Here is an 18,418-nt window from a genome sequence, read left to right on the forward strand (position 1 = left end):
AAGCGCCCTCTGAACCGAGTGAACATGAGCCCCATGACCCCCACGCTAGCACTGGCCATCGACCTGTTGTCACGCCGCTCCAACACCCCGGAAGATGCCGGTTGTCAGGAGCTGATGATCTCGCGCCTGGAGCCGCTAGGCTTCAAGATCGAGCGCATGCGTTTCGGCGATGTGGACAACTTTTACGCCCGCCGTGGCAATAGCGGTCCGCTGCTGGTGTTCGCCGGGCATACCGATGTGGTGCCTACCGGCCCGCTGGATAAATGGCATACCCCGCCGTTCGAGCCCACCATCAAGGACGACATGCTGTACGCGCGCGGTGCGGCCGACATGAAGACCTCGCTGGCCGCGTTTGTGACCGCGATCGAAGACTTCGTCGCAGCGCACCCGGACCATGCCGGTTCCATCGGCCTGCTGATCACCTCCGATGAGGAAGGCGTGGCCGTGGACGGCACCGTCAAGGTGGTGGAAGCCCTCAAGGCGCGTGGCGAACATTTCGACTACTGCATCGTCGGCGAGCCCACCTCCAACAAGGTGGTGGGTGACATGATCAAGAATGGCCGCCGTGGCTCGCTGTCTGGCAAGCTGGTGGTGAAAGGCGTGCAGGGCCACATTGCCTACCCGCATCTGGTCAAGAACCCCATCCACCTGGTCGCGCCTGCCATCAAGGACATGGTGGAAACGGTGTGGGACAAGGGCAACGAATACTTCCCGCCCACCTCCTGGCAGATCTCCAACATGAACGGTGGCACCGGTGCCACCAATGTGGTGCCGGGCGAAGTGGAGATATTGTTCAACTTCCGCTTCTGTCCTGAACTGAATGGACAAGGCAGCACCGAGCAGAACCTCAAGCAACGTGTGCATGCCGTCCTGGACCAGCACGCGCTGAACTATGATCTGGACTGGGAATATTCCCCGCCCTACATCACCCCGCGCGGCAATCTGGTGGAAGCCATCGCCGAAGCGATCAAGCAGGCCTATGGCGTGACGCCCGAACTATCCACCACAGGCGGCACCTCGGATGGCCGCTTCATCGCGGACATCTGCAAGCAGGTGATCGAATTCGGCCCACTGAACGCCACCATCCACAAACTCAACGAGTGTGTGGGCGTGAAAGACATCGAGCCGCTCAAGGACACCTACCGCCTGACGCTGGAAAAACTGCTGCTGGCAAGCTGATCTCACGCGGCATCCAAAGACGCCACAACGCCTGATCTGATGGCCATGCGCACCAGCTCCACCGGGCTGGATAGTCCCAGCTTCTGTTTGAGCTGGGTCTGATAGTTGGCCACCGTCTTCTGGCTGACCTTAAGCTGAATGGCGATCTCGTCCACCGAACGCCCTTCGGCCAGCAACCGGAACACCTCGAACTCGCGCGCCGACAGCTTGCGCATGGGGTCGTCATCGCCCATCAGGCTTTGCAAGGCGATCTTCTGCGCAATGGATGGACTGATCCAGGTGCGCCCTACCATGGCCTCACGAATGGCATTGAGCAGGTCGCCAGCCAGGCCGGATTTGGAGATATAGCCCTTGGCCCCTGAACTCAGCGCCTGCGTGGCAAACGCCGCATTCTCGTGCATGGAAAAGATCACCACGCGTGCCAGTGGATAGCGTGCCAGCAGGCGGCGCAAGGCTTCCAGCCCGCCCATGCCCGGCATGGACATGTCCATCACCACCACATCCGGCCTGAATTCGCTATACAGCTGATAGGCCTGCTCGCCCGTCTCGGCGTCGCCCACCACCAGCACACCGCCGTCCTGCTCCAGCAAGCGCCGCAGACCGGAACGCACCACGGCGTGGTCGTCCACCAGCATCACACGGATGGGACTGCTCATACCAGCGCTGTTCATGCGAGCGCTGCTTATGCCAGCGCTACTCATGCCAGCCCGGCACACGGCAAGCTCACCGCGATGCGCGTGCCCTGCCATTGATGACTGCTGATATTGAAGCGCCCTCCCAGTCCCTCTACCCGTTCACGCATACCTGCTACACCATACCCTTCTGTGATCGTGTCGATATCGAATCCATTGCCATCGTCTTCCAGACGTATGGTCAGCTCGCTGGCATCGCGCTGCACCGTCAAGGCCATGCGTCTGGCATTGGCATGACGCGAGATATTGGTCAGCGACTCCTGCACCACACGGTAAGCGGCCAGCGCCACCGCTTCATCGATGTCGTTGATGTCCTCGGCGATCTGGATACTGCTGGAAATGCCGCGATTACGCTGACGCCAGGTATACACCTGCTCGTTCAGCGCGATCGACAAGCCAAGTTCGTCCAGCACACCGGGACGCAGGCGCTGCAACATGGTGCGCACCATGTCCAGCATGGACATCGCCACTTCGGAGATGGCCTGCGCACTCTGTTTGGCTGCGCTCATGCGCTTGCTGTTGATGATGGCCAGCGCGTCCATATTGATGGCCGTGATGGACTGGCCGATCTCGTCGTGCAACTCACGCGCCAGACTGCGCCGCTCGTCTTCCTGCAGGTTGATGATCTTCTGCGTAAGTTGATGATTGCTGTCCATGCTGTGCTGCAAGGTCGCGGCCATGGCGTTGAATTTGCTGCTCAATGGCTGCAGTTCCGGCAGCGAGAAGCCAGGCAGCCTGGCGCCCAGCTTGCCCTGCTCCATCTCGGTCAGTGCGGCCACCACCTTGCCCACCGGATTGAGTGCGAAACGCACCGCCCAGTACACCATGGCGTTGACCACCAGCAGGAAGATACCCGCCAGCCATAGCACGCCTATGGTGTCGTTCCAGACTTCCGCGATCTCGTAAGATGGATCAGGGGTCACTACCAGCTCGCCTATCCAGCGGCCATTCACTATGATCTTGCGCCTGACATCTTCGGCAGGGGCGCCCACATTCATCAGGCGCACGAACCAGGCCGGCGCTTTCTCCTGATCGGCACGTTCTGCGGCATCGCGATTGCTGTCGCGCAAGCGACCATACTGGTCATAGAACTCGATACGCACATGGCGGATGTTGCTCAGGCTGCGCAAACGGAAGATGGAGGCTTTGGCCGGGTCAGCACCATTCAGCCAGGCATAATCGGAGCTGTAATGCAGGATCTCGGCGTCCAGCAGATGGATGGCCAGTGCCGCCGTTGAGCGCACCTCGGCACGCACATCCTGGCGCGCACTGTTCACCGTCAGCGCGGCACCCGCCAGCATCACCGCCAGCAACAAGGCAGTGATCATCACGATCAGGCGTACGGTCAGGCTCATCAGCGATACTTTGGCTAAGACGTTCGATTATTCAGGATAGGCGCACTAAACAAAACAGGAGAAACTCCCGAGATGCTGTGCCTACTTGCCTTGATTAATTGGCAAGTTCCATACCATGCTACATACCATTACAAGTGGTTGATTCATAAAAGCATGCGCTAACGGTGATGCGCAGGTTTGTTAGCCCTGCAACCAGAGTGGCTGTATACAACCAGCTTGCATGCAAACCAGCGCATGCTCATGCACAACGCATGCAAACAGGAAAAATGCGATCGCTCAGGATAGAATCTCGACTTCAGGCTGAAAAGCCGCTCAGGCACAGCGGCCTCATTGCCAGCCACCCCATCAACATCAGCACCCGCTCCAGACGACAGGCGACCCCATGCAATTCAACCAGATACACGAAGAACTGTTCACCATCCGCGACTGGATACGTTTTACCGTCAGCCGCTTCGAAGAAGCCGGGCTGTTCTTCGGCCATGGTACCGACAACGCCTATGACGAAGCCGTATGGCTGGTGATGCGTGCGCTGCACCTGCCCATGGATACCCTGGAGAACTTCCTGGATGCCAGCCTGGCGCTGGTCGAACGCAAACACCTCGCCCACCTGGTCGAGCGGCGCATCACCGAACGCGTGCCCACCGCCTACCTGCTGCGCGAAGCCTGGCTGCGCGGCTTCAAGTTCTATGTGGATGAACGTGTCATCGTGCCACGCTCCTTCATCGCCGAACTGCTCGATGATGGCTTGCAACCCTGGATAGACTACCCGGAGATGGTAGAAAGCGCCGCCGACATCTGCACCGGCAGCGGCTGCCTGGGCATCCTGCTCGCCAACGCCTTCCCGGACGCACAGATCGATGTGGTGGATATCTCGCCGGATGCGCTCGCCGTGTGCAACATCAACATCGCCAATTACGGCCTGGAATACCGCATCAACGCCGTGCAATCGGACATGTTCAGCGCGCTGCAAGGCCGCACCTATGACCTCATCATCAGCAACCCGCCCTATGTGGATGCACCCTCCATGGCCGAGCTGCCGGTGGAATACCGCAACGAACCCCAGATCGCGCTGGGCAGTGGTGCCGATGGCCTGGACCATACCCACACCCTGCTCACGCAAGCCGCCAGCTACCTGAATCAGGGCGGCATCCTGGTCGTCGAGATCGGCCACAACCGTGATGTGCTGATGGACGCCTATCCAGAGGTGCCATTCACCTGGCTGGAGGTGGCCGCCGGTGACCAGTTCGTGTTCCTGGTCACGCGTGAACAACTGATGGCAGCAGGGCTAAACGGGTAAGTCTCCCCTGCCAGGTGTGTGTGGGCTGGACTGCTGGGCTATTGGACTGCCGGGCTTGCAGCCCACCTTCGTATGTGCAGGATTTGTAGCGTGCATCCATTCGTTTAGCGCCAGATAGTCCCTCCCCCAAATGCTCAACCCCTAACTTTCGGGGGTGTTACACCGGAGGTTATCTGATGTATCGTTTAACCCATTCGAGGTATGTCTGCTCTGCAGGTGGATGCGTGTGATACCCAGCAGGCAAAAACACGGCATCAAGCAGTTTTAGCGGCTGAGGTTGTGCTGGTGTATTTTCCATGTTGACATGCTCGTTTGTGGGGCATTTAAAAACGATAAAGGCATGATTAAATGAAAAAATCAGAACATGAATCCAGTTTATACACCAGACCCACTAAATTATTAGGTAGTTAGTTGGTGTCTAATTTACGTTAGCTTTCAATGGGCGTTTATTTGGTACCCTTACCAGAGACAAGGAGTAGCTACACATGAACACCATTGACCTATTTTCTGGCCCCGGCGGGCTTTCTATCGGACTCAAGCGCGCAGGCTACCGAATACTGGCAAATGTCGAGATAAACCGTGACGCCATGGAGACATACGCGTCACACGAAACCGATGCCACCCATTACAACGGTGATGTGCGCGAAATTTCGTTTGAGAGATTTAAAGGCGTAGTTGATATTGTGGCTGGCGGCCCGCCTTGCCAACCATTTTCGGTGGGAGGGCTTCGTAAAGCTCAAGCCGACAAACGCGACATGATCCCCGAGTTCATTCGCTGCCTGAAAGAGTGTCAGCCTGACGCGTTCATCATGGAGAACGTTCCAGGATTGATACAGAAACGCACTCGTCCCTACTTCGACTGGGCGCTCTCACAGTTGTCTGCTTGCGGATTTCGGTTGAACTGGGCTGTCTTGAACTCTGCAGACTACGGAATCCCTCAAAAGCGTAAACGCCTATTCGTCTTAGGGTCGAGAAGCATGCAGCTACGCTTTCCCGCAACAACGCACGGACCGGGCACTGGAAAGGAATACCTGTCTGCGTTTGACTTACTCGGTACAGACCCCATTGGTGAGGCCCCAAACTGCCCAGTAAAGTTCGCACGATTTCCGGACCTTCGTCCGTCGCCCTATGCCGGACATGTTTATAACGGCGGGGGGCGGCCTATCGATCCTAACGGGCCTTGCCATACGATCTTAGCGTCTGCGGGTGGCTATAAAACGCATTGGTTTGACACCCTAAATATTGCGCCTGAGTACCACGCGCATCTGCAAGCAGGTGGAGCGCCTCGTGAAGGCGAAGTGCCCGGAGCACGAAGGATGAGCGTAGAAGAAAGTGCACTTATCCAGACGTTCCCAAAAGGCATGTGGTTCGCGGGCCGCAAATCGTCTCAGTACACTCAGGTTGGCGATGCAGTACCACCAGATCTAGCCTTCGTCGTTGGGAGGTCGGTGTTTTTTCAACTAAATGGAAGAGCCTCAATGCTTCCTTTGCTCGACCCATCCCTTGATCATTTGAACATTCAGAGTGAGCTTGCGCTGTGAGGAACGTAAATGTTGAAAAGTCTGTCGACCTCCTCTTGAGCCTCGTAGACAAGGTCGTTGGCGGCGAGACCCTTGGAGTACCTGCAAAAACAGCAACGCGGGCTCTTTTTGACAGCCACATAGCCTCACACGGAGGAAGCGTACGATTGGCCTGTGCGTTTCTTACTGCATATTCCGTTGTCGATGAGCACTGGGACTATCGCTCTGTGCCTACAGGGGTTCGAGGCACCTACGGCGATAAAAAGCTGGCCACTTCCCTGACATTCCGTCACGTTACCTTTCACAAAAACATAACAGCGTTCGGTGAGAACCTTGGCTGGAAGGGCGCAGTAAAGCAATTCGATCTGTCACAAGATGCACGCTTTGCGCCATACCTTGCGGGACTCGCTGCACTAAACATAGAAGAGAAGTCTCGGCTTCTTAACCATGTAGCGTGGAAAATCGCGGCATCACGAGTTGTTCCGCAGGCGTTGCCCCCTCTCCCGGGAACGTATCTATCCTATGCGCGCAGTTTGAGTCTTTGTGAGGCTCTCCTTGCTGCTCCGTCGGAAGGTCACATTCAACAGTTTTTGGTCGCGGCATTCCTTGAAATCCATCGAAAGCGATTTGGGCATCGAGTGCAGACCCATCATCCTCATGCCTCCGACAAATTCGACGGAACAAAAGGCGACATTGAAGAATTCAGGGACTCCGAACTTATAGCAGCGTATGAGGTGACTGTCCGCAGTGATTGGAAGAATCGACTCTCTGACTTCGCGAATAAAGCGCGTGATGCAAACTTGACGAAGTACGTTATCTTCGCAGCAGGAGTGCGAGGCGACCCTGAAATAAGTCCTGCCATCAATCTGATTAATTTCGTCCAAGACTTGCCGTTTGATTTGGCAATTGTTGATATCCGTGATTTCTTTTCCGTGTTCTGCGCGGAGCTTCAAAAAGAAGAAATAGGCGCTGCCCTTAACCGAGCATATGAACTTTTATCGGACCCGCGATTGTCAGGAAGAGAAGATATCCTAGTCAAATACAGAGACGTCACGAGCGCTTGGCTTGAAAGCTAACACTTCGGTCAAGCGGACAGCCACAAGCTGCGCTTGTGGTTCCCTACGTTTCGCTTCGGCTGCCGCTTACCTCAAACGTTATGCGGCAAAGTCGAGTTTTACATTGGTCGATCGATCCGGAAGAGCGAATCTCGCTTCACAAAGTTCAACACGGGAGATAAATAAATCATGAAGCTAATCAAAGTTCGCGTCCAAAACTATCGGTCTGTCGAAGACAGCGGGGAATTCGAGATCGGCGACCTCACTTGCCTTGTCGGCAAGAACGAGGCGGGCAAGACGGCACTGCTGAGCGCCATGCGCGGCCTCAAGCCCGCGCAGCCGTTTGAGTTCGACGAACCGATCGACTACCCGAGACGTTTCTCGACTCGGTTCGACGAACGCCATGAGGATGGGACGGCGGAGGTAATCCGAACATGGTGGCGACTTGAAGCTGTGGACATGGCCGCTGTTGAAAAGCGGTTTGGTGCAGGGGTCTTGAAGGGCGACACTTTCGAAGCTCACTTTGGATTTCGATACGAGGACGACAGCCGCATTTGGGTAATCGATGTCGATAGCTCCAAGGTGCTTGAAAACATGCTCAGCAAGCATGCCCTCGACGCAACAGAGCGAAACGTCCTGCATGGAGTGGCGGATGGCCCAGCAGCGGACAAGGCTTTGTCTGGGTTGGCCGAGAGAACGCCAAAACAGGAGGCGCTCTTGCAGGACATCAGGAAGTGCAAGGAGTCCAGCTTTACCAAGGGCGTAATTGATGTCCTGTCAGCCAAGCAGCCAAAGTTCTTCTTCACCTCGCACTTTGAGCGTATGTCTGGAATGGTTTCGATTCAGAAGCTCCAACAGGACAAACAGAATAATAAAGTTTCGGTCGGCGATCAGATTTTTCTCGCTTTCTTGGAATACGCTGGAACGACTCTTGAGGAACTGCTGAATACGGATCGTCGGGAAACCTTGAAGGCTACTTGCGAGGCCGCAAGCAACGAGATCACCGAAGAGATTTTCCAGTTTTGGAGTCAGAACAATGCGCTGGAAGTCCTCATCGACATTGACAGTGGAAAGCCCAAAGATCCCGCCCCATTCAACACCGGCACCGTGGCGGAAATTCGGATCAAGAACAATAATCACAAGGCGACACTGCCCTTGTCAGAACGCAGCGCGGGCTTTGTTTGGTTCTTCTCTTTCCTCGCCCAGTTCAAGCAGTTGAGGAAAACTCCAGGCAACGGCAATGCCATCATCTTGTTGGACGAGCCGGGCTTAACCCTGCATGGCAAGGCCCAAGGCGATTTACTGCGATACATCGTTGAGCGGCTGCTGCCGGACCATCAGGTCATCTTCACCACTCACTCGCCCTTCATGGTTCCGATGAACCGTCTCGCCGATGTGCGCATCGTAGAGGACGTGGTCATCGAAAAACCAGGCAAGCGCCCCGAGGTCAAGGGAACGAAGGTTCGATCCGATGTGTTGGAGGTTAACGACGACACACTCTTCCCGCTCCAGGGCGCGTTGGGCTACGAAGTGACCCAGTCGCTATTCATCGGCGCCAACACTTGGCTTGTCGAAGGCCCATCGGACATCCTCTATTTGAATGTTTTGTCTCAAGCGCTGACCAAGCGCGGGCGTGTTGGCCTTGATCCGAAGTGGACGCTGTGCCCATCGGGCGGCATCGACAAGATCGCTCCCTTCGTGAGACTGTTCGGCGGCAACAGAATCAAAGTGGCGGTCCTCTCCGACATCGCCAATGGCGACAAAACCAAGATCGAGAATTTGAAGAAGGCCGACATCCTGAAGGTCGGCCATTTCTACACTTGCGCAGAGTTCACAAATCAGGCCGAGTCGGATGTCGAAGACTTGTTCGATGTCGACCTGTTTGTCGAGTTGCTCAATGGGGCCTACAAGCCGCCCGCGGCCAATGCAGTGACGAAGGATGCATTAATGGCGGCAGCGCCAACCCCGCGCATCGTCAAGAAGGCGGAGGCCCTGTTTAAGCTGATGCCCGTGACAGTCGCGGAGTTCGACCACTTCGCTGCGTCGCGTTGGCTATTGGAGAACCCTTCCGTATTGGATGCCGATACGGCTGCAGTTCAAGCGACTCTCGATCGTTTCGAGGAAGTTTTTAAGGCCTTCAATGCACTTGTGGGCAATTAGAGAAGCCCCGGCAGGGAGCCTTGTTCCGAACTCTGACCGGCATGGTCTGCATAACTCTGCGGTCCACCGGACGCTGCGCGATAAAGCCGCGCAGCGCCGGTGACCTCCACGTTAGCAATCACTCTCTCAACTCTCTGTAAATAGTTATGGATTCAAATACACAAACAACGCCGCTTTCAGATCATCAGCTGTTAACTTCTTGGCTAGCTGTTATTGGCATGCTGACTGTGTATTGGTCTCCCATCGAGAGACATGTAGACCAATGTTGCCATTTCTTATATGAAAAATTAAACGTCTCGAATAAGCCCAAAAGGAAGGTGACAAAGTTGGGTTCAAAGCTCGATTTCATTAAACGCAACATACCATCCGAGATAGTTAGCCTTGAAGCGCTCGAAGAGCTAATAAAAATGACAAAGTCCACCGTTCAAATTCGAGATGTATGCGTGCATGGCGTGCTCAACTCCTACAATCAGCATGAAATTGAAATCGGAAAAATTAACGGTACAAAAGACGGTCATGACATTGAAATTTTCACCATAGATATGGGGCGCCTTGAAAGTTCAACGAAAGCACTATCCATATTGCAGGCGCATTGGGGGGCTATTTCAACATCGCTTTACAGTACCAGCCGTAATGGCTAAATAAATGGGATCAGACTGATGTAACCCGGGTTTATCGAACACTTCAATTAAATCTGCCCGCTACTTGCTGCAATCCAGACCTGCTGCTGGTTAGGCTGCGCTAACCCACCCTACTTTCCTCAACAGCGACAAACTCAACCCGCTAGCGATCAGCGCGTTTCGCTGTCGATGATCTTGTCCAGCGCCAGCTCCACCGCCTGATTGATGGCCGGGTCCGGATAGCGCCGGAATTCTTCCACATAGCCCCAGTACTTGAGCTTGCCCTGCTCGAAGCAAAGCAGGTACACATCGCTGTATAGCCCGTTGTAGAGCTGATAGCGGTGGAAGGTGTAGGCCTTGCCGGCCTGTTCGACCACTTGCACGGTGATGGGTGGCTGTTGCAGCACGGCGATGGTTTGCGCAGGCGCCATGCCTTTGTTGAGCACCACCAGCTGACTGTAGCGCAGTTGCGGGGAGGCACAGGCGACCAGCAGGGTGGCCAGCACCGCCACCAGCGCGGGCCTGAACCAGCTTGGAACACGGTCACTTTTTAGCGCGATGGGCAGCATAAGAGGCTTTCAGGGCGGGCATGAGGTCACTGATGCGGTCATCCGGGTTTTTGCTGAGCTCTTCCAGCGTGCCCCAGCCGACCACTTCGCCACCGGGCTCGCGGTAGATGAGCACATAAGGCGCGGTGACCGGGAAGTGATGCACGATAGGAGAGCAACCGAAATAAGGGCGGCAACGGTAGAACACCTGCTGTTGCACACCGATCTGCAGATCATAGTGCTTGGCCAGATAATACTGATCACCGACGCTGAACTGATGGCTGGCCTGTACGCTGGCACCGTTGATCTTGCGCTCCACGTCGGCGATGGTGTCCTGTTTGCGGATCTCGGCGGTCTGGTAGCGCTGCAAGGGCAGATAGCCCGCGCAGCCCACCATCAGCAGGCTTGCCAGTACCACCGTTCGTTTTATCCAGCCCGTGCAGACCATGACACCCCCACAAAAAGCGACGCAACTTGCTGCTTGGAACGCTAACCCCGGCCGCGGTTCCGGTCACTGCGTTTTTGTGGCTTGGGTGCCGGGATGTCGCTGCTTTGCCGCACGCGGCGTGGCCCGGTGGGTTTGCTGGGCTTGACTACTGCCTTGGCATCCGGACGTCCGGGACGCGTGACGCCATCGGCCTGACGTTCGCCGGCGCGCGGCGGCGCGATCTTGCGGGCCTTGGGCGTGAACGCGGTGCTGGCTTTCTCGATCTCGCGGGCGCTGCGCTGCTTGAGCGGGCCCTTGGGGGCTGCTATACCGGCCCATTCCAGCAGATTCAGCACTTCCTTGGGTTCCAGCGCCAGCATCATGCCGCGCTTGAGGCGGGATGGCAGGTTGATGGGGCCGAAGCGGACACGCATCAGACGGCTCACCGGCAACTGGAAGGCTTCAAACAGACGACGCACTTCGCGGTTACGGCCTTCACGCAGGATGACCTGATACCAGTGGTTGGCACCCTCGCCCCCCGTGGCCTGGATATGGTCGAAATTGGCTGGGCCGTCTTCCAGTTCGATGCCGCTCTTGAGTTGCAGCATCTGCTCGTCAGTGAGTTCGCCAAAGACGCGCACGGCGTATTCGCGCTCGACTTCGAAGCGCGGGTGCATGAAATGGTTGGCCAGTTCACCCGAGGTGGTGAAGATGAGCAGGCCCGAGGTGTTGATATCCAGACGGCCTACCGCGATCCACTTGGCGTTCTTCACGCGTGGCAGCTTGTCGAACACGCTGGCACGGCCTTCCGGGTCATCCGCACTGACGATCTCGCCATCCGGTTTGTGGTAGATGAGCACCTTGGGTAATTCCGGCTCGAACTGCAGGAACACCGGACGATCATCCACACGCACCACATCGCCAGGCCAGACGCCTGCGCCCACCTGGGCGACCTGACCGTTCACGGTGACGCGGCCGTTGGCGATCAGTTCTTCCATGTCACGACGCGAGCCCCGGCCGGACAAGGCCAACAGCTTGTGCAAACGTTGTATGGGCGCACCGGTGTTGACGGGTGCTTCGGAGCCATCTTCCGGGTTGACGGTGGTAGTAGGTGCAGATCTGGGGGTGGATCTAGCTGCCGAACGTGGCGTTGCTTTCGCAGCCCCACCGGCGCGCTGCTGTCGAAATGGACGTGCCATGCAAATAAGCCTTGAACAATTAAGTGCTTATTATAAAGCACTGCCACCTCGGGCGACTTTAATTCATTGAGGGACTTTCAGGCGTGTGCGGTTGCAGATCGAGCTGCAGTTCCGGATGCTGGAAGTCGTCCATGGCAGGCAGCTCTGACAAGGTACGCAGGTTGAAGTCGTCGAGGAAGGTGCGCGTGGTGGCATACAGCGATGGCCGCCCCGGCACTTCGCGCTGTCCCACCACGTCTATCCAGTGGCGTTCCAGCAGCTGTCGCATGATGTTGGGGTTGACCATCACGCCGCGGACCTCTTCGATGTCGCCGCGTGTGACCGGCTGGCGGTAGGCGATGATGGCCAGCGTTTCCATCAGCGCGCGCGAGTAGCGCTGCGGCCGGTCTGGCGTCAGGCGGGCGATGAACGGGGCATACTCGGCGCGGGCCTGAAAACGCCAGCCGCTGGCCACTTGCACCAGTTCCAGCGTGCCGGTCTGCCAGTCGGCGCGCAGCTCGTCCAGCAGCATGCGCAGCGTGGCGCGTTCCATGCGCCCGGCGAACAGCTTGAGCATGTCGTCCAGCGACAAGGGTTCGCTGCAGGTCAGCAACGCCGCCTCCAGCACCCGCTTCATTTCGGTGGTGTTTTCCGGTTCCTGCATCATGGGGCTCCGTGCAGTTGCAGATAGATAGGCGTATACGCCGCCTGCTGGGTGATGTGCACCAGACCTTCGCGCGCCAGTTCGAGGATGGCAAGAAAGCACACCACCAGCTTGGGCAGGCCTTCGGTGACCACATCGAACAGGGCGGAGAATTCCACCATGCCATCCTGACGCAAGCGGCGCAGGATCTGGCTCATGTGCTCACGCACTGACAGTTCTTCACGGCTGATCTGGTGATGCTGATAATGGCTAGCGCGCTGCAGCACGCCCTGCCAGGCCGCCAGCAACTCGTCCAGCGACACCTGAGCTGGCACTACCTGAACGATGTGCTCGTAATAGGCCTGCGCCACGCTGATCTCGCGGCCCACCTGCGGCAAGGCGTCCAAGCGCTGCGCCGCCAGCTTGATGGCCTCATATTCCATGAGGCGACGCACCAGCGCAGCACGCGGATCGTCTTCTTCGGTGATCTCGGCAGGCTTGGGCAACAGCATGCGCGACTTGATCTCGATCAGCATGGCCGACATGAGCAGGTATTCGGCCGCCAGCTCCAGCCGCGAGGCCTGCATCTTTTCCACATAGCGCATGTACTGGCGCGTGAGCTCGGCCATGGGGATGTCGAGGATGTCGAGGTTATGCTTGCGGATCAGGTACAGCAGCAGGTCGAGCGGACCTTCGAAGGCTTCCAGATAGACTTCCAGCGCATCGGGCGGGATATACAGGTCTTGTGGAATGGCATCCAGCTGCTGACCGTAGATGCGCGCATCGATCGCCAGCTTGGTTTGCATGTCAGTGCGTGACCGTGCGCGAAAACAGATTGATCACCACTACGCCGCTGATGATGAGGGCGATGCCCAGCATGGCCGGTAAATCCAGCGCCTGCTTGTAGAGCAGCCAGCCCAGCAGGGCCACCAGCACGATGCCCACTCCGGCCCAGATGGCGTACATGATGCCCAGCGGCAGCACGCGCAGGCTCACCGTCATGAAGTAGAACGCCGCTGCGTAACCGCCTACCACCACCAGCGATGGCCACAGCCGCGTGAAGCCCTCGGTGGATTTGAGTGCCGTGGTGGCCACCACTTCAGCGACGATGGCGATGCCGAGTGCCAGCCAGTGGTTCATAACAGCGTGAGTCTGTGCTTCATGGGTTTGTGCGCTCCCGGGCTTAGGAGTAGCTCAGGCCCATGACTTCACGCACATCACGCATGGTCTCGCGCGCCAGCTTGCGGGCACGTTCGCAACCTTCGGCCACCACGTTCTTGACCAGCGTCGGGTCTTCCGCATATTGGGCGGCACGTGCCTGGATAGGCGCCAGCTCCGCCATCACCGCGTCGATCACCGGGGTCTTGCACTCGATACAGCCTATGCCCGCGCTCTTGCAGCCTTGCTGCACCCACTGCTGGCGTGCTTCGTCCGAATACACTTCATGCAGCTGCCACACCGGGCACTTGGCCGGATCGCCCGGGTCGGTGCGGCGGATACGCGCCGGGTCGGTCGGCATGGTCTTGATCTTCTTGGCTACCACGTCCGGCGCTTCGCGCAGCGAGATGGTGTTGTTGTAGGACTTGGACATCTTTTGCCCGTCCAGCCCCGGCATCTTGGAAGCTGGCGTCAGCTTGTAATCCGGCTCGGGCAGTATGATCTTGCCGCCACCTTCCAGATAACCCAGCAGGCGCTCTTTGTCGCCCAGGCTCAGGCCCTGTTGCTCGTCTATCATGGCGCGCGCCGATGCCAGCGCTTCTTCATCGCCGGTCTCCTGATAGGCGGTGCGCATCTCTTCATAGAATGCGCCACGCTTGCCACCCAGCTTCTTGATGGCGGCCAGGGCCTTGGCCTCAAAGCCGGGCTCACGACCGTAGATGTGGTTGAAGCGGCGCGCAATTTCGCGTGTGAATTCGATGTGCGGGATCTGATCCTCGCCTACCGGCACCTGGCTGGCCTTGTAGATGAGGATATCCGCGCTCTGCAGCAGCGGGTAGCCCAGGAAGCCGTAGGTGGAGAGGTCTTTGCTGGCCAGCTTTTCCTGCTGATCCTTGTAGGTCGGTACGCGTTCCAGCCAGCTCAGCGGCGTGATCATGGACAGCAGCGTATGCAGCTCGGCATGCTCAGGCACGCGCGACTGGATGAAGATGGTGGCATTGGCCGGATCGACACCCGCTGCCAGCCAGTCGATGACCATCTCCCATACGCTTTCCTCAATGACCTCCGAGGTGTCGTAATGGGTGGTCAATGCATGCCAGTCCGCCACAAAGAACAGGCATTCGTGTTCATGTTGCAACTTGACCCAGTTCTTGAGCACGCCATGATAATGGCCAAGGTGGAGATTGCCGGTGGGACGCATGCCCGATAAAACGCGTTCAACTGCCATGATGGTTCAGGGTTTCTTGTTTTGATGAAGGGATTATAACCAAGTGTGCGAGGCGCGTATGCCTAGCCGAACAGCCAGCTCAGCACACGCAGACTGCCTGCGATGAAGGGCTGCATGATCTGCGACAGGATGCCGGTGAACAGCAACACGATCAGGATGATGAAGCCATAGCGTTCCAGCTCGGCGAATTTCACCGCCAGATGATGCGGCAACAGACTGACCGCGATGCGCCCACCGTCCAGCGGTGGCAACGGCAGCAGGTTCAGCACCATCAACACGATGTTGATCATGATGCCGGCCTGCGCCATATAGGCCAGCGGCACGGCGAACTGCCCCGCATTGGCAGAGAAACTGAGCGCGATGGCCCACAGCACGGCCATCACCAGATTGGAGGCCGGGCCTGCTGCGGCCACCCACAACATGTCACGCTTGGGATTATGCAGACGCGAGAAATCGACCGGCACCGGTTTGGCCCAGCCGAACAGGATACCGCCCGCCAGCATGGTGAAGGCCGGCACCAGCAAGGTGCCGATGGGGTCGATGTGCTTGAGCGGGTTGAGCGTGATGCGGCCGGCAGCGGCGGCTGTCATGTCACCGAAGTAGCGCGCCGCATAGCCATGCGCCGCTTCGTGCACGGTGATGGCGAAGATCACCGGCAAGGCGTAGATGCTGATCTTTTGTAGGAGGGTGAATTCCATCATGAGTATCGTTCAGTCAATCAAATCAGTTGGACAAGGAAAACGGCGCGATATCCCCGGCGCCCTGACGCAGCAGTTTGGGCGTGTCATCGGTGAGGTCGATCACGGTGGTCGGCTCTGCCACACAAGCACCCGCGTCGATCACCAGATCCACCTGATGTTCCAGCACATCGCGGATCTCCCAGGCTTCGTTGAGTGGCTCGCTGGCATCCGGCAACAGCAAGGTCATGCTGAGCAAGGGTTCATTCAATGCTTCCAGCAGGGCCTGCGTAACCGCATGCGCAGGCACACGCAAGCCCAGCGTGCTGCGTTTGGGGTGCTGCAGCCTGCGCGGCACTTCACGCGTGGCCTTGAGGATGAAGGTGTACTGGCCCGGCGTGTTGGCCTTGAGCAAGCGAAACTGGCTGTTGTTGACCTGCGCGTAAGTGGCCAGTTCGGCCAGGTTGCGGCACACCAGCGTGAAATGATGCGACTCATCCACGCCACGGATGGCACGGATGCGCTCCTGCGCGTCCTTGTGCCCCAGCATGCAGCCCAGCGCATAGGTCGAATCGGTAGGATAAGCGATCACCCCGCCATCACGCAGGATCTGCGTGGCCTGATGGATCAGGCGCGCCTGCGGGGTTTGCGGATGAATGACGAAATATTGTGACATGGCAGAATGAACGCGATCAGTGAGTGACTGCAGTGACAGCAGCAGCGAGAGTAGCAGTATTGAGAGTGGAAGCACTGTCCGGAAGCGCGGCTGCACTCAATTCAGCGACTTCAGGCCAATCCTGCCACACTGGCCGGCACTTGGCAGGCAGTGCCGGCAGCCGGCCCATCTCGATATAGGTATGGCCGGGCCCGTGATAATCCGAACCCAGCGATGCAGCCAGATCGAACTGATGGGCAAGCTTGGCGAATTCAGCATATTGATCCACGCTGTGGCTGCCAGTCACCACTTCGATGGCGGTACCACCCAAGGCGCGGAACTCTTCCAGCAGCAACAGCATATTGGTGCGACCCAGGTCGTAGCGTCCGGGATGGGCGATCACGGCCACCCCGCCACTACCCAGTATCCAGCCCATGGCTTGTTCCAGTGTGGCCCATTGATGTTCGATATAGCCGGGCTTGCCTTTCACCAGAAAATGCTTGAATACGGCGCGGATATCCTTGGCATGACCATGCTCGACCAGAAAGCGCGCAAAATGGCTGCGACTGATGATGCCTTGTTTGGCATGCTGATAAGCGCCTTCCAGGCTGCCATGCACGCCTATCCTGGACAAGCCATCGGCCATGCCCTGGGCACGGGTGTGGCGTCCGGCGCGGATGGCAGCCAGGCCCTCACGTAGCGGTGCATGCTCAGGATCCACCTTCAAACCGAGGATGTGCAGCGTGCGTCTGCGCCAGGTGACCGAGATCTCCACGCCAGCGATGAGTTGCACACCTAAGCGGGCCGCTACTTCGCCCGCCTCGGCGAGGCCGGCCACGTCGTCGTGATCGGTCAAGGCCAGCACGCGCACGCCTTGCGCGGCGGCGTGTTCGACCAGCGCAGCCGGGGACAACAAGCCGTCGGACACCGTGGAATGGCTATGCAGATCGATAGGGAATGGCGTGACTGATGGCATGGACTCGTGATGCAGAGGGTTATGAGGCGGAATAAACACGCTTCAGGATATGCAACCTTGTGATGCTGGTTGAATCATAGCAAAATACAGCTTTGCCCGACACCGGCACGTTGCCGTCAGTCGCCACTTGCCTGAGGTAGCCATGAAGTTTCTGTTCGACCTGTTCCCGGTCATCCTGTTTTTCGTCGTCTATAAGTTTGCAGGTATCTATGCGGCCACAGGCACCGCTATCATCGCCACGCTGGTGCAGATCGCCTGGGTCAAGCTGCGCCATGGCAAGGTTGACAACTCCCTGATCGCCAGCGGTGTCATCATCGTGGTGTTCGGCGGCGCCACCCTGCTGTTGCAGGATGAGAACTTCATCAAATGGAAACCTACCGTGCTGTACTGGCTGTTTACAGCCGCTTTGCTGATCAGCGCGCTGGCGTTCCGCAAGAACCTGATCCGCAGCCTGATGGAAAAGCAGGTACAGATGCCGGACGCCATCTGGCAGAAATTAAATTTCGCCTGGGCTGGATTTTTCGCTGTGCTGGGCGTTATTAACCTGTATGTTGCGTTCAATTTCTCCACCGATCTGTGGGTGGATTTCAAGCTGTTCGGCACCATGGGACTGATGTTGCTGTTCGTCATCGGACAGAGTCTGGTGCTGAGCAAATACATGACCGTCAACGACACCGAATCACGGAGCTGAGCCATGTGGTATGCCATCATCGCGGAAGACCATCCCAACAGCCTGGAGCAGCGTATGGCTGCGCGACCGCAACATTTGCAGCGCTTGCAGGCCTTGATGGATGAAAGCCGCTTGCTGCTGGCAGGCCCGTTCCCGGCCGTTGATGCCACCGACCCTGGCGCAGCCGGCTTCAGCGGCAGCCTGATCGTGGCCGAGTTCGCCGACCTTAGACATGCCCAGGAATGGGCCAATACGGACCCGTTCGTCGCAGCCGGCGTCTATGCCAAGGTGACCGTCAAGCCGTTCCGCAAGACACTGCCCGCCATACCGGCGCTGCCAGACAACCAGTTCGACTGAACACTAGACTAAACAAGAGACAC

Annotated in this window: 20 protein-coding genes; 8 read left to right on the plus strand and 12 right to left on the minus strand. The window is 57.7% G+C overall.

The window, feature by feature from the left end:
- Window positions 1–33 precede the first annotated feature (33 nt).
- Complete coding sequence (gene dapE / locus ED236_RS02835; RefSeq protein WP_123236398.1) at window positions 34–1,179, plus strand: succinyl-diaminopimelate desuccinylase; 1,146 nt, start codon at window positions 34–36, stop codon at window positions 1,177–1,179.
- A gap of 2 nt (window positions 1,180–1,181) precedes the next feature.
- Here the strand turns inward: dapE and ED236_RS02840 are convergent, their stop codons facing one another.
- Both ED236_RS02840 and ED236_RS02845 read right to left on the minus strand, forming a co-directional pair.
- On the minus strand, window positions 1,182–1,850 hold the full coding sequence (locus tag ED236_RS02840; RefSeq protein WP_240032000.1) for a response regulator: 669 nt from the start codon (window positions 1,848–1,850) through the stop codon (window positions 1,182–1,184).
- Between the two features lie 26 nt (window positions 1,851–1,876).
- The gene (locus ED236_RS02845) at window positions 1,877–3,226 is read right to left on the minus strand and encodes a histidine kinase (protein WP_123236399.1); all 1,350 of its coding nucleotides are present in this window, start codon (window positions 3,224–3,226) and stop codon (window positions 1,877–1,879) included.
- 382 nt (window positions 3,227–3,608) lie between these two features.
- Here ED236_RS02845 and prmB point away from each other — a divergent pair, with 382 nt between their 5' ends.
- The 5 genes from prmB to ED236_RS12350 all read left to right on the plus strand — a co-directional run bounded on the left by prmB (window position 3,609) and on the right by ED236_RS12350 (window position 9,899).
- Entirely contained in the window at window positions 3,609–4,523 is a 915-nt protein-coding gene (gene prmB, locus ED236_RS02850) for a 50S ribosomal protein L3 N(5)-glutamine methyltransferase (RefSeq protein ID WP_123236400.1), read from the plus strand.
- Window positions 4,524–5,008: 485 nt separating this feature from the next.
- Window positions 5,009–6,064, plus strand: coding sequence for a DNA cytosine methyltransferase (locus ED236_RS02855; RefSeq protein WP_123236401.1), 1,056 nt, complete (start codon window positions 5,009–5,011; stop codon window positions 6,062–6,064).
- Between the two features lie 35 nt (window positions 6,065–6,099).
- A complete protein-coding gene (locus ED236_RS02860; RefSeq protein ID WP_148042235.1) occupies window positions 6,100–7,119 on the plus strand; it encodes a hypothetical protein in 1,020 nt (339 codons plus the stop codon).
- Between the two features lie 168 nt (window positions 7,120–7,287).
- Window positions 7,288–9,258 carry an ATP-dependent nuclease gene (locus ED236_RS02865; protein ID WP_123236403.1) on the plus strand — a complete coding sequence of 657 codons (1,971 nt, stop codon included), beginning with the start codon at window positions 7,288–7,290 and terminating at the stop codon, window positions 9,256–9,258.
- Window positions 9,259–9,584: 326 nt separating this feature from the next.
- The gene (locus ED236_RS12350; protein WP_162299574.1) at window positions 9,585–9,899 is read left to right on the plus strand and encodes a class II fructose-bisphosphate aldolase; all 315 of its coding nucleotides are present in this window, start codon (window positions 9,585–9,587) and stop codon (window positions 9,897–9,899) included.
- A 149-nt stretch (window positions 9,900–10,048) separates the two neighbouring features.
- Here ED236_RS12350 and ED236_RS02875 read toward each other — a convergent pair whose 3' ends face one another.
- The 10 genes from ED236_RS02875 to ED236_RS02920 all read right to left on the minus strand — a co-directional run bounded on the left by ED236_RS02875 (window position 10,049) and on the right by ED236_RS02920 (window position 17,368).
- On the minus strand, window positions 10,049–10,447 hold the full coding sequence (locus tag ED236_RS02875; protein WP_123236405.1) for a hypothetical protein: 399 nt from the start codon (window positions 10,445–10,447) through the stop codon (window positions 10,049–10,051).
- Window positions 10,422–10,844 carry a hypothetical protein gene (locus tag ED236_RS02880; protein ID WP_148042237.1) on the minus strand — a complete coding sequence of 141 codons (423 nt, stop codon included), beginning with the start codon at window positions 10,842–10,844 and terminating at the stop codon, window positions 10,422–10,424. Before ED236_RS02880 ends, ED236_RS02875 begins: the two co-directional genes overlap by 26 nt.
- A 71-nt stretch (window positions 10,845–10,915) precedes the next feature.
- A complete protein-coding gene (locus ED236_RS02885) occupies window positions 10,916–12,052 on the minus strand; it encodes a pseudouridine synthase (protein WP_123236407.1) in 1,137 nt (378 codons plus the stop codon).
- Between the two features lie 58 nt (window positions 12,053–12,110).
- Entirely contained in the window at window positions 12,111–12,695 is a 585-nt protein-coding gene (gene scpB, locus ED236_RS02890) for an SMC-Scp complex subunit ScpB (RefSeq protein WP_123236605.1), read from the minus strand.
- Window positions 12,695–13,480 carry a segregation and condensation protein A gene (locus ED236_RS02895; RefSeq protein ID WP_123236408.1) on the minus strand — a complete coding sequence of 262 codons (786 nt, stop codon included), beginning with the start codon at window positions 13,478–13,480 and terminating at the stop codon, window positions 12,695–12,697. The genes scpB and ED236_RS02895 overlap by 1 nt, the downstream gene beginning before the upstream one ends.
- Window position 13,481: 1 nt before the next feature.
- Window positions 13,482–13,814: an SMR family transporter gene (locus ED236_RS02900; RefSeq protein WP_123236409.1), complete on the minus strand. Its 333-nt coding sequence runs from the start codon at window positions 13,812–13,814 to the stop codon at window positions 13,482–13,484.
- Window positions 13,815–13,857: 43 nt separating this feature from the next.
- Window positions 13,858–15,060 carry a tryptophan--tRNA ligase gene (locus tag ED236_RS02905; RefSeq protein ID WP_123236410.1) on the minus strand — a complete coding sequence of 401 codons (1,203 nt, stop codon included), beginning with the start codon at window positions 15,058–15,060 and terminating at the stop codon, window positions 13,858–13,860.
- 62 nt (window positions 15,061–15,122) lie between these two features.
- The gene (locus tag ED236_RS02910) at window positions 15,123–15,758 is read right to left on the minus strand and encodes a site-2 protease family protein (protein WP_123236606.1); all 636 of its coding nucleotides are present in this window, start codon (window positions 15,756–15,758) and stop codon (window positions 15,123–15,125) included.
- A gap of 25 nt (window positions 15,759–15,783) precedes the next feature.
- Window positions 15,784–16,413, minus strand: a complete 630-nt coding sequence (locus tag ED236_RS02915; RefSeq protein ID WP_123236411.1) for an L-threonylcarbamoyladenylate synthase — start codon at window positions 16,411–16,413, stop codon at window positions 15,784–15,786.
- Window positions 16,414–16,429: 16 nt separating this feature from the next.
- A complete protein-coding gene (locus ED236_RS02920; RefSeq protein WP_123236412.1) occupies window positions 16,430–17,368 on the minus strand; it encodes a 3',5'-nucleoside bisphosphate phosphatase in 939 nt (312 codons plus the stop codon).
- Between the two features lie 142 nt (window positions 17,369–17,510).
- On the opposite strand from ED236_RS02920, the gene ED236_RS02925 reads away from it, so the two are divergent.
- Window positions 17,511–18,059 carry a septation protein A gene (locus tag ED236_RS02925; RefSeq protein WP_123236413.1) on the plus strand — a complete coding sequence of 183 codons (549 nt, stop codon included), beginning with the start codon at window positions 17,511–17,513 and terminating at the stop codon, window positions 18,057–18,059.
- Window positions 18,060–18,062: 3 nt separating this feature from the next.
- Window positions 18,063–18,395, plus strand: a complete 333-nt coding sequence (locus ED236_RS02930) for a YciI family protein (protein ID WP_123236414.1) — start codon at window positions 18,063–18,065, stop codon at window positions 18,393–18,395.
- Window positions 18,396–18,418 lie beyond the last annotated feature (23 nt).

This window comes from Pseudomethylobacillus aquaticus, from assembly GCF_003730115.1.
Classification (GTDB): Bacteria; Pseudomonadota; Gammaproteobacteria; order Burkholderiales; family Methylophilaceae; genus Pseudomethylobacillus; species Pseudomethylobacillus aquaticus.

Bases quoted from the DNA above. Each gene is read 5' to 3' on its own strand.
- dapE (WP_123236398.1), top strand. From the start codon at position 34: ATGACCCCCACGCTAGCACTGGCCATCGACCTGTTGTCACGCCGCTCC.
- ED236_RS02840 (WP_240032000.1), bottom strand. From the start codon at position 1,850: ATGAACAGCGCTGGTATGAGCAGTCCCATCCGTGTGATGCTGGTGGAC.
- ED236_RS02845 (WP_123236399.1), bottom strand. From the start codon at position 3,226: ATGAGCCTGACCGTACGCCTGATCGTGATGATCACTGCCTTGTTGCTG.
- prmB (WP_123236400.1), top strand. From the start codon at position 3,609: ATGCAATTCAACCAGATACACGAAGAACTGTTCACCATCCGCGACTGG.
- ED236_RS02855 (WP_123236401.1), top strand. From the start codon at position 5,009: ATGAACACCATTGACCTATTTTCTGGCCCCGGCGGGCTTTCTATCGGA.
- ED236_RS02865 (WP_123236403.1), top strand. From the start codon at position 7,288: ATGAAGCTAATCAAAGTTCGCGTCCAAAACTATCGGTCTGTCGAAGAC.
- ED236_RS02875 (WP_123236405.1), bottom strand. From the start codon at position 10,447: ATGCTGCCCATCGCGCTAAAAAGTGACCGTGTTCCAAGCTGGTTCAGG.
- ED236_RS02885 (WP_123236407.1), bottom strand. From the start codon at position 12,052: ATGGCACGTCCATTTCGACAGCAGCGCGCCGGTGGGGCTGCGAAAGCA.
- scpB (WP_123236605.1), bottom strand. From the start codon at position 12,695: ATGCAGGAACCGGAAAACACCACCGAAATGAAGCGGGTGCTGGAGGCG.
- ED236_RS02895 (WP_123236408.1), bottom strand. From the start codon at position 13,480: ATGCAAACCAAGCTGGCGATCGATGCGCGCATCTACGGTCAGCAGCTG.
- ED236_RS02900 (WP_123236409.1), bottom strand. From the start codon at position 13,814: ATGAACCACTGGCTGGCACTCGGCATCGCCATCGTCGCTGAAGTGGTG.
- ED236_RS02905 (WP_123236410.1), bottom strand. From the start codon at position 15,060: ATGGCAGTTGAACGCGTTTTATCGGGCATGCGTCCCACCGGCAATCTC.
- ED236_RS02910 (WP_123236606.1), bottom strand. From the start codon at position 15,758: ATGGAATTCACCCTCCTACAAAAGATCAGCATCTACGCCTTGCCGGTG.
- ED236_RS02915 (WP_123236411.1), bottom strand. From the start codon at position 16,413: ATGTCACAATATTTCGTCATTCATCCGCAAACCCCGCAGGCGCGCCTG.
- ED236_RS02920 (WP_123236412.1), bottom strand. From the start codon at position 17,368: ATGCCATCAGTCACGCCATTCCCTATCGATCTGCATAGCCATTCCACG.
- ED236_RS02925 (WP_123236413.1), top strand. From the start codon at position 17,511: ATGAAGTTTCTGTTCGACCTGTTCCCGGTCATCCTGTTTTTCGTCGTC.
- ED236_RS02930 (WP_123236414.1), top strand. From the start codon at position 18,063: ATGTGGTATGCCATCATCGCGGAAGACCATCCCAACAGCCTGGAGCAG.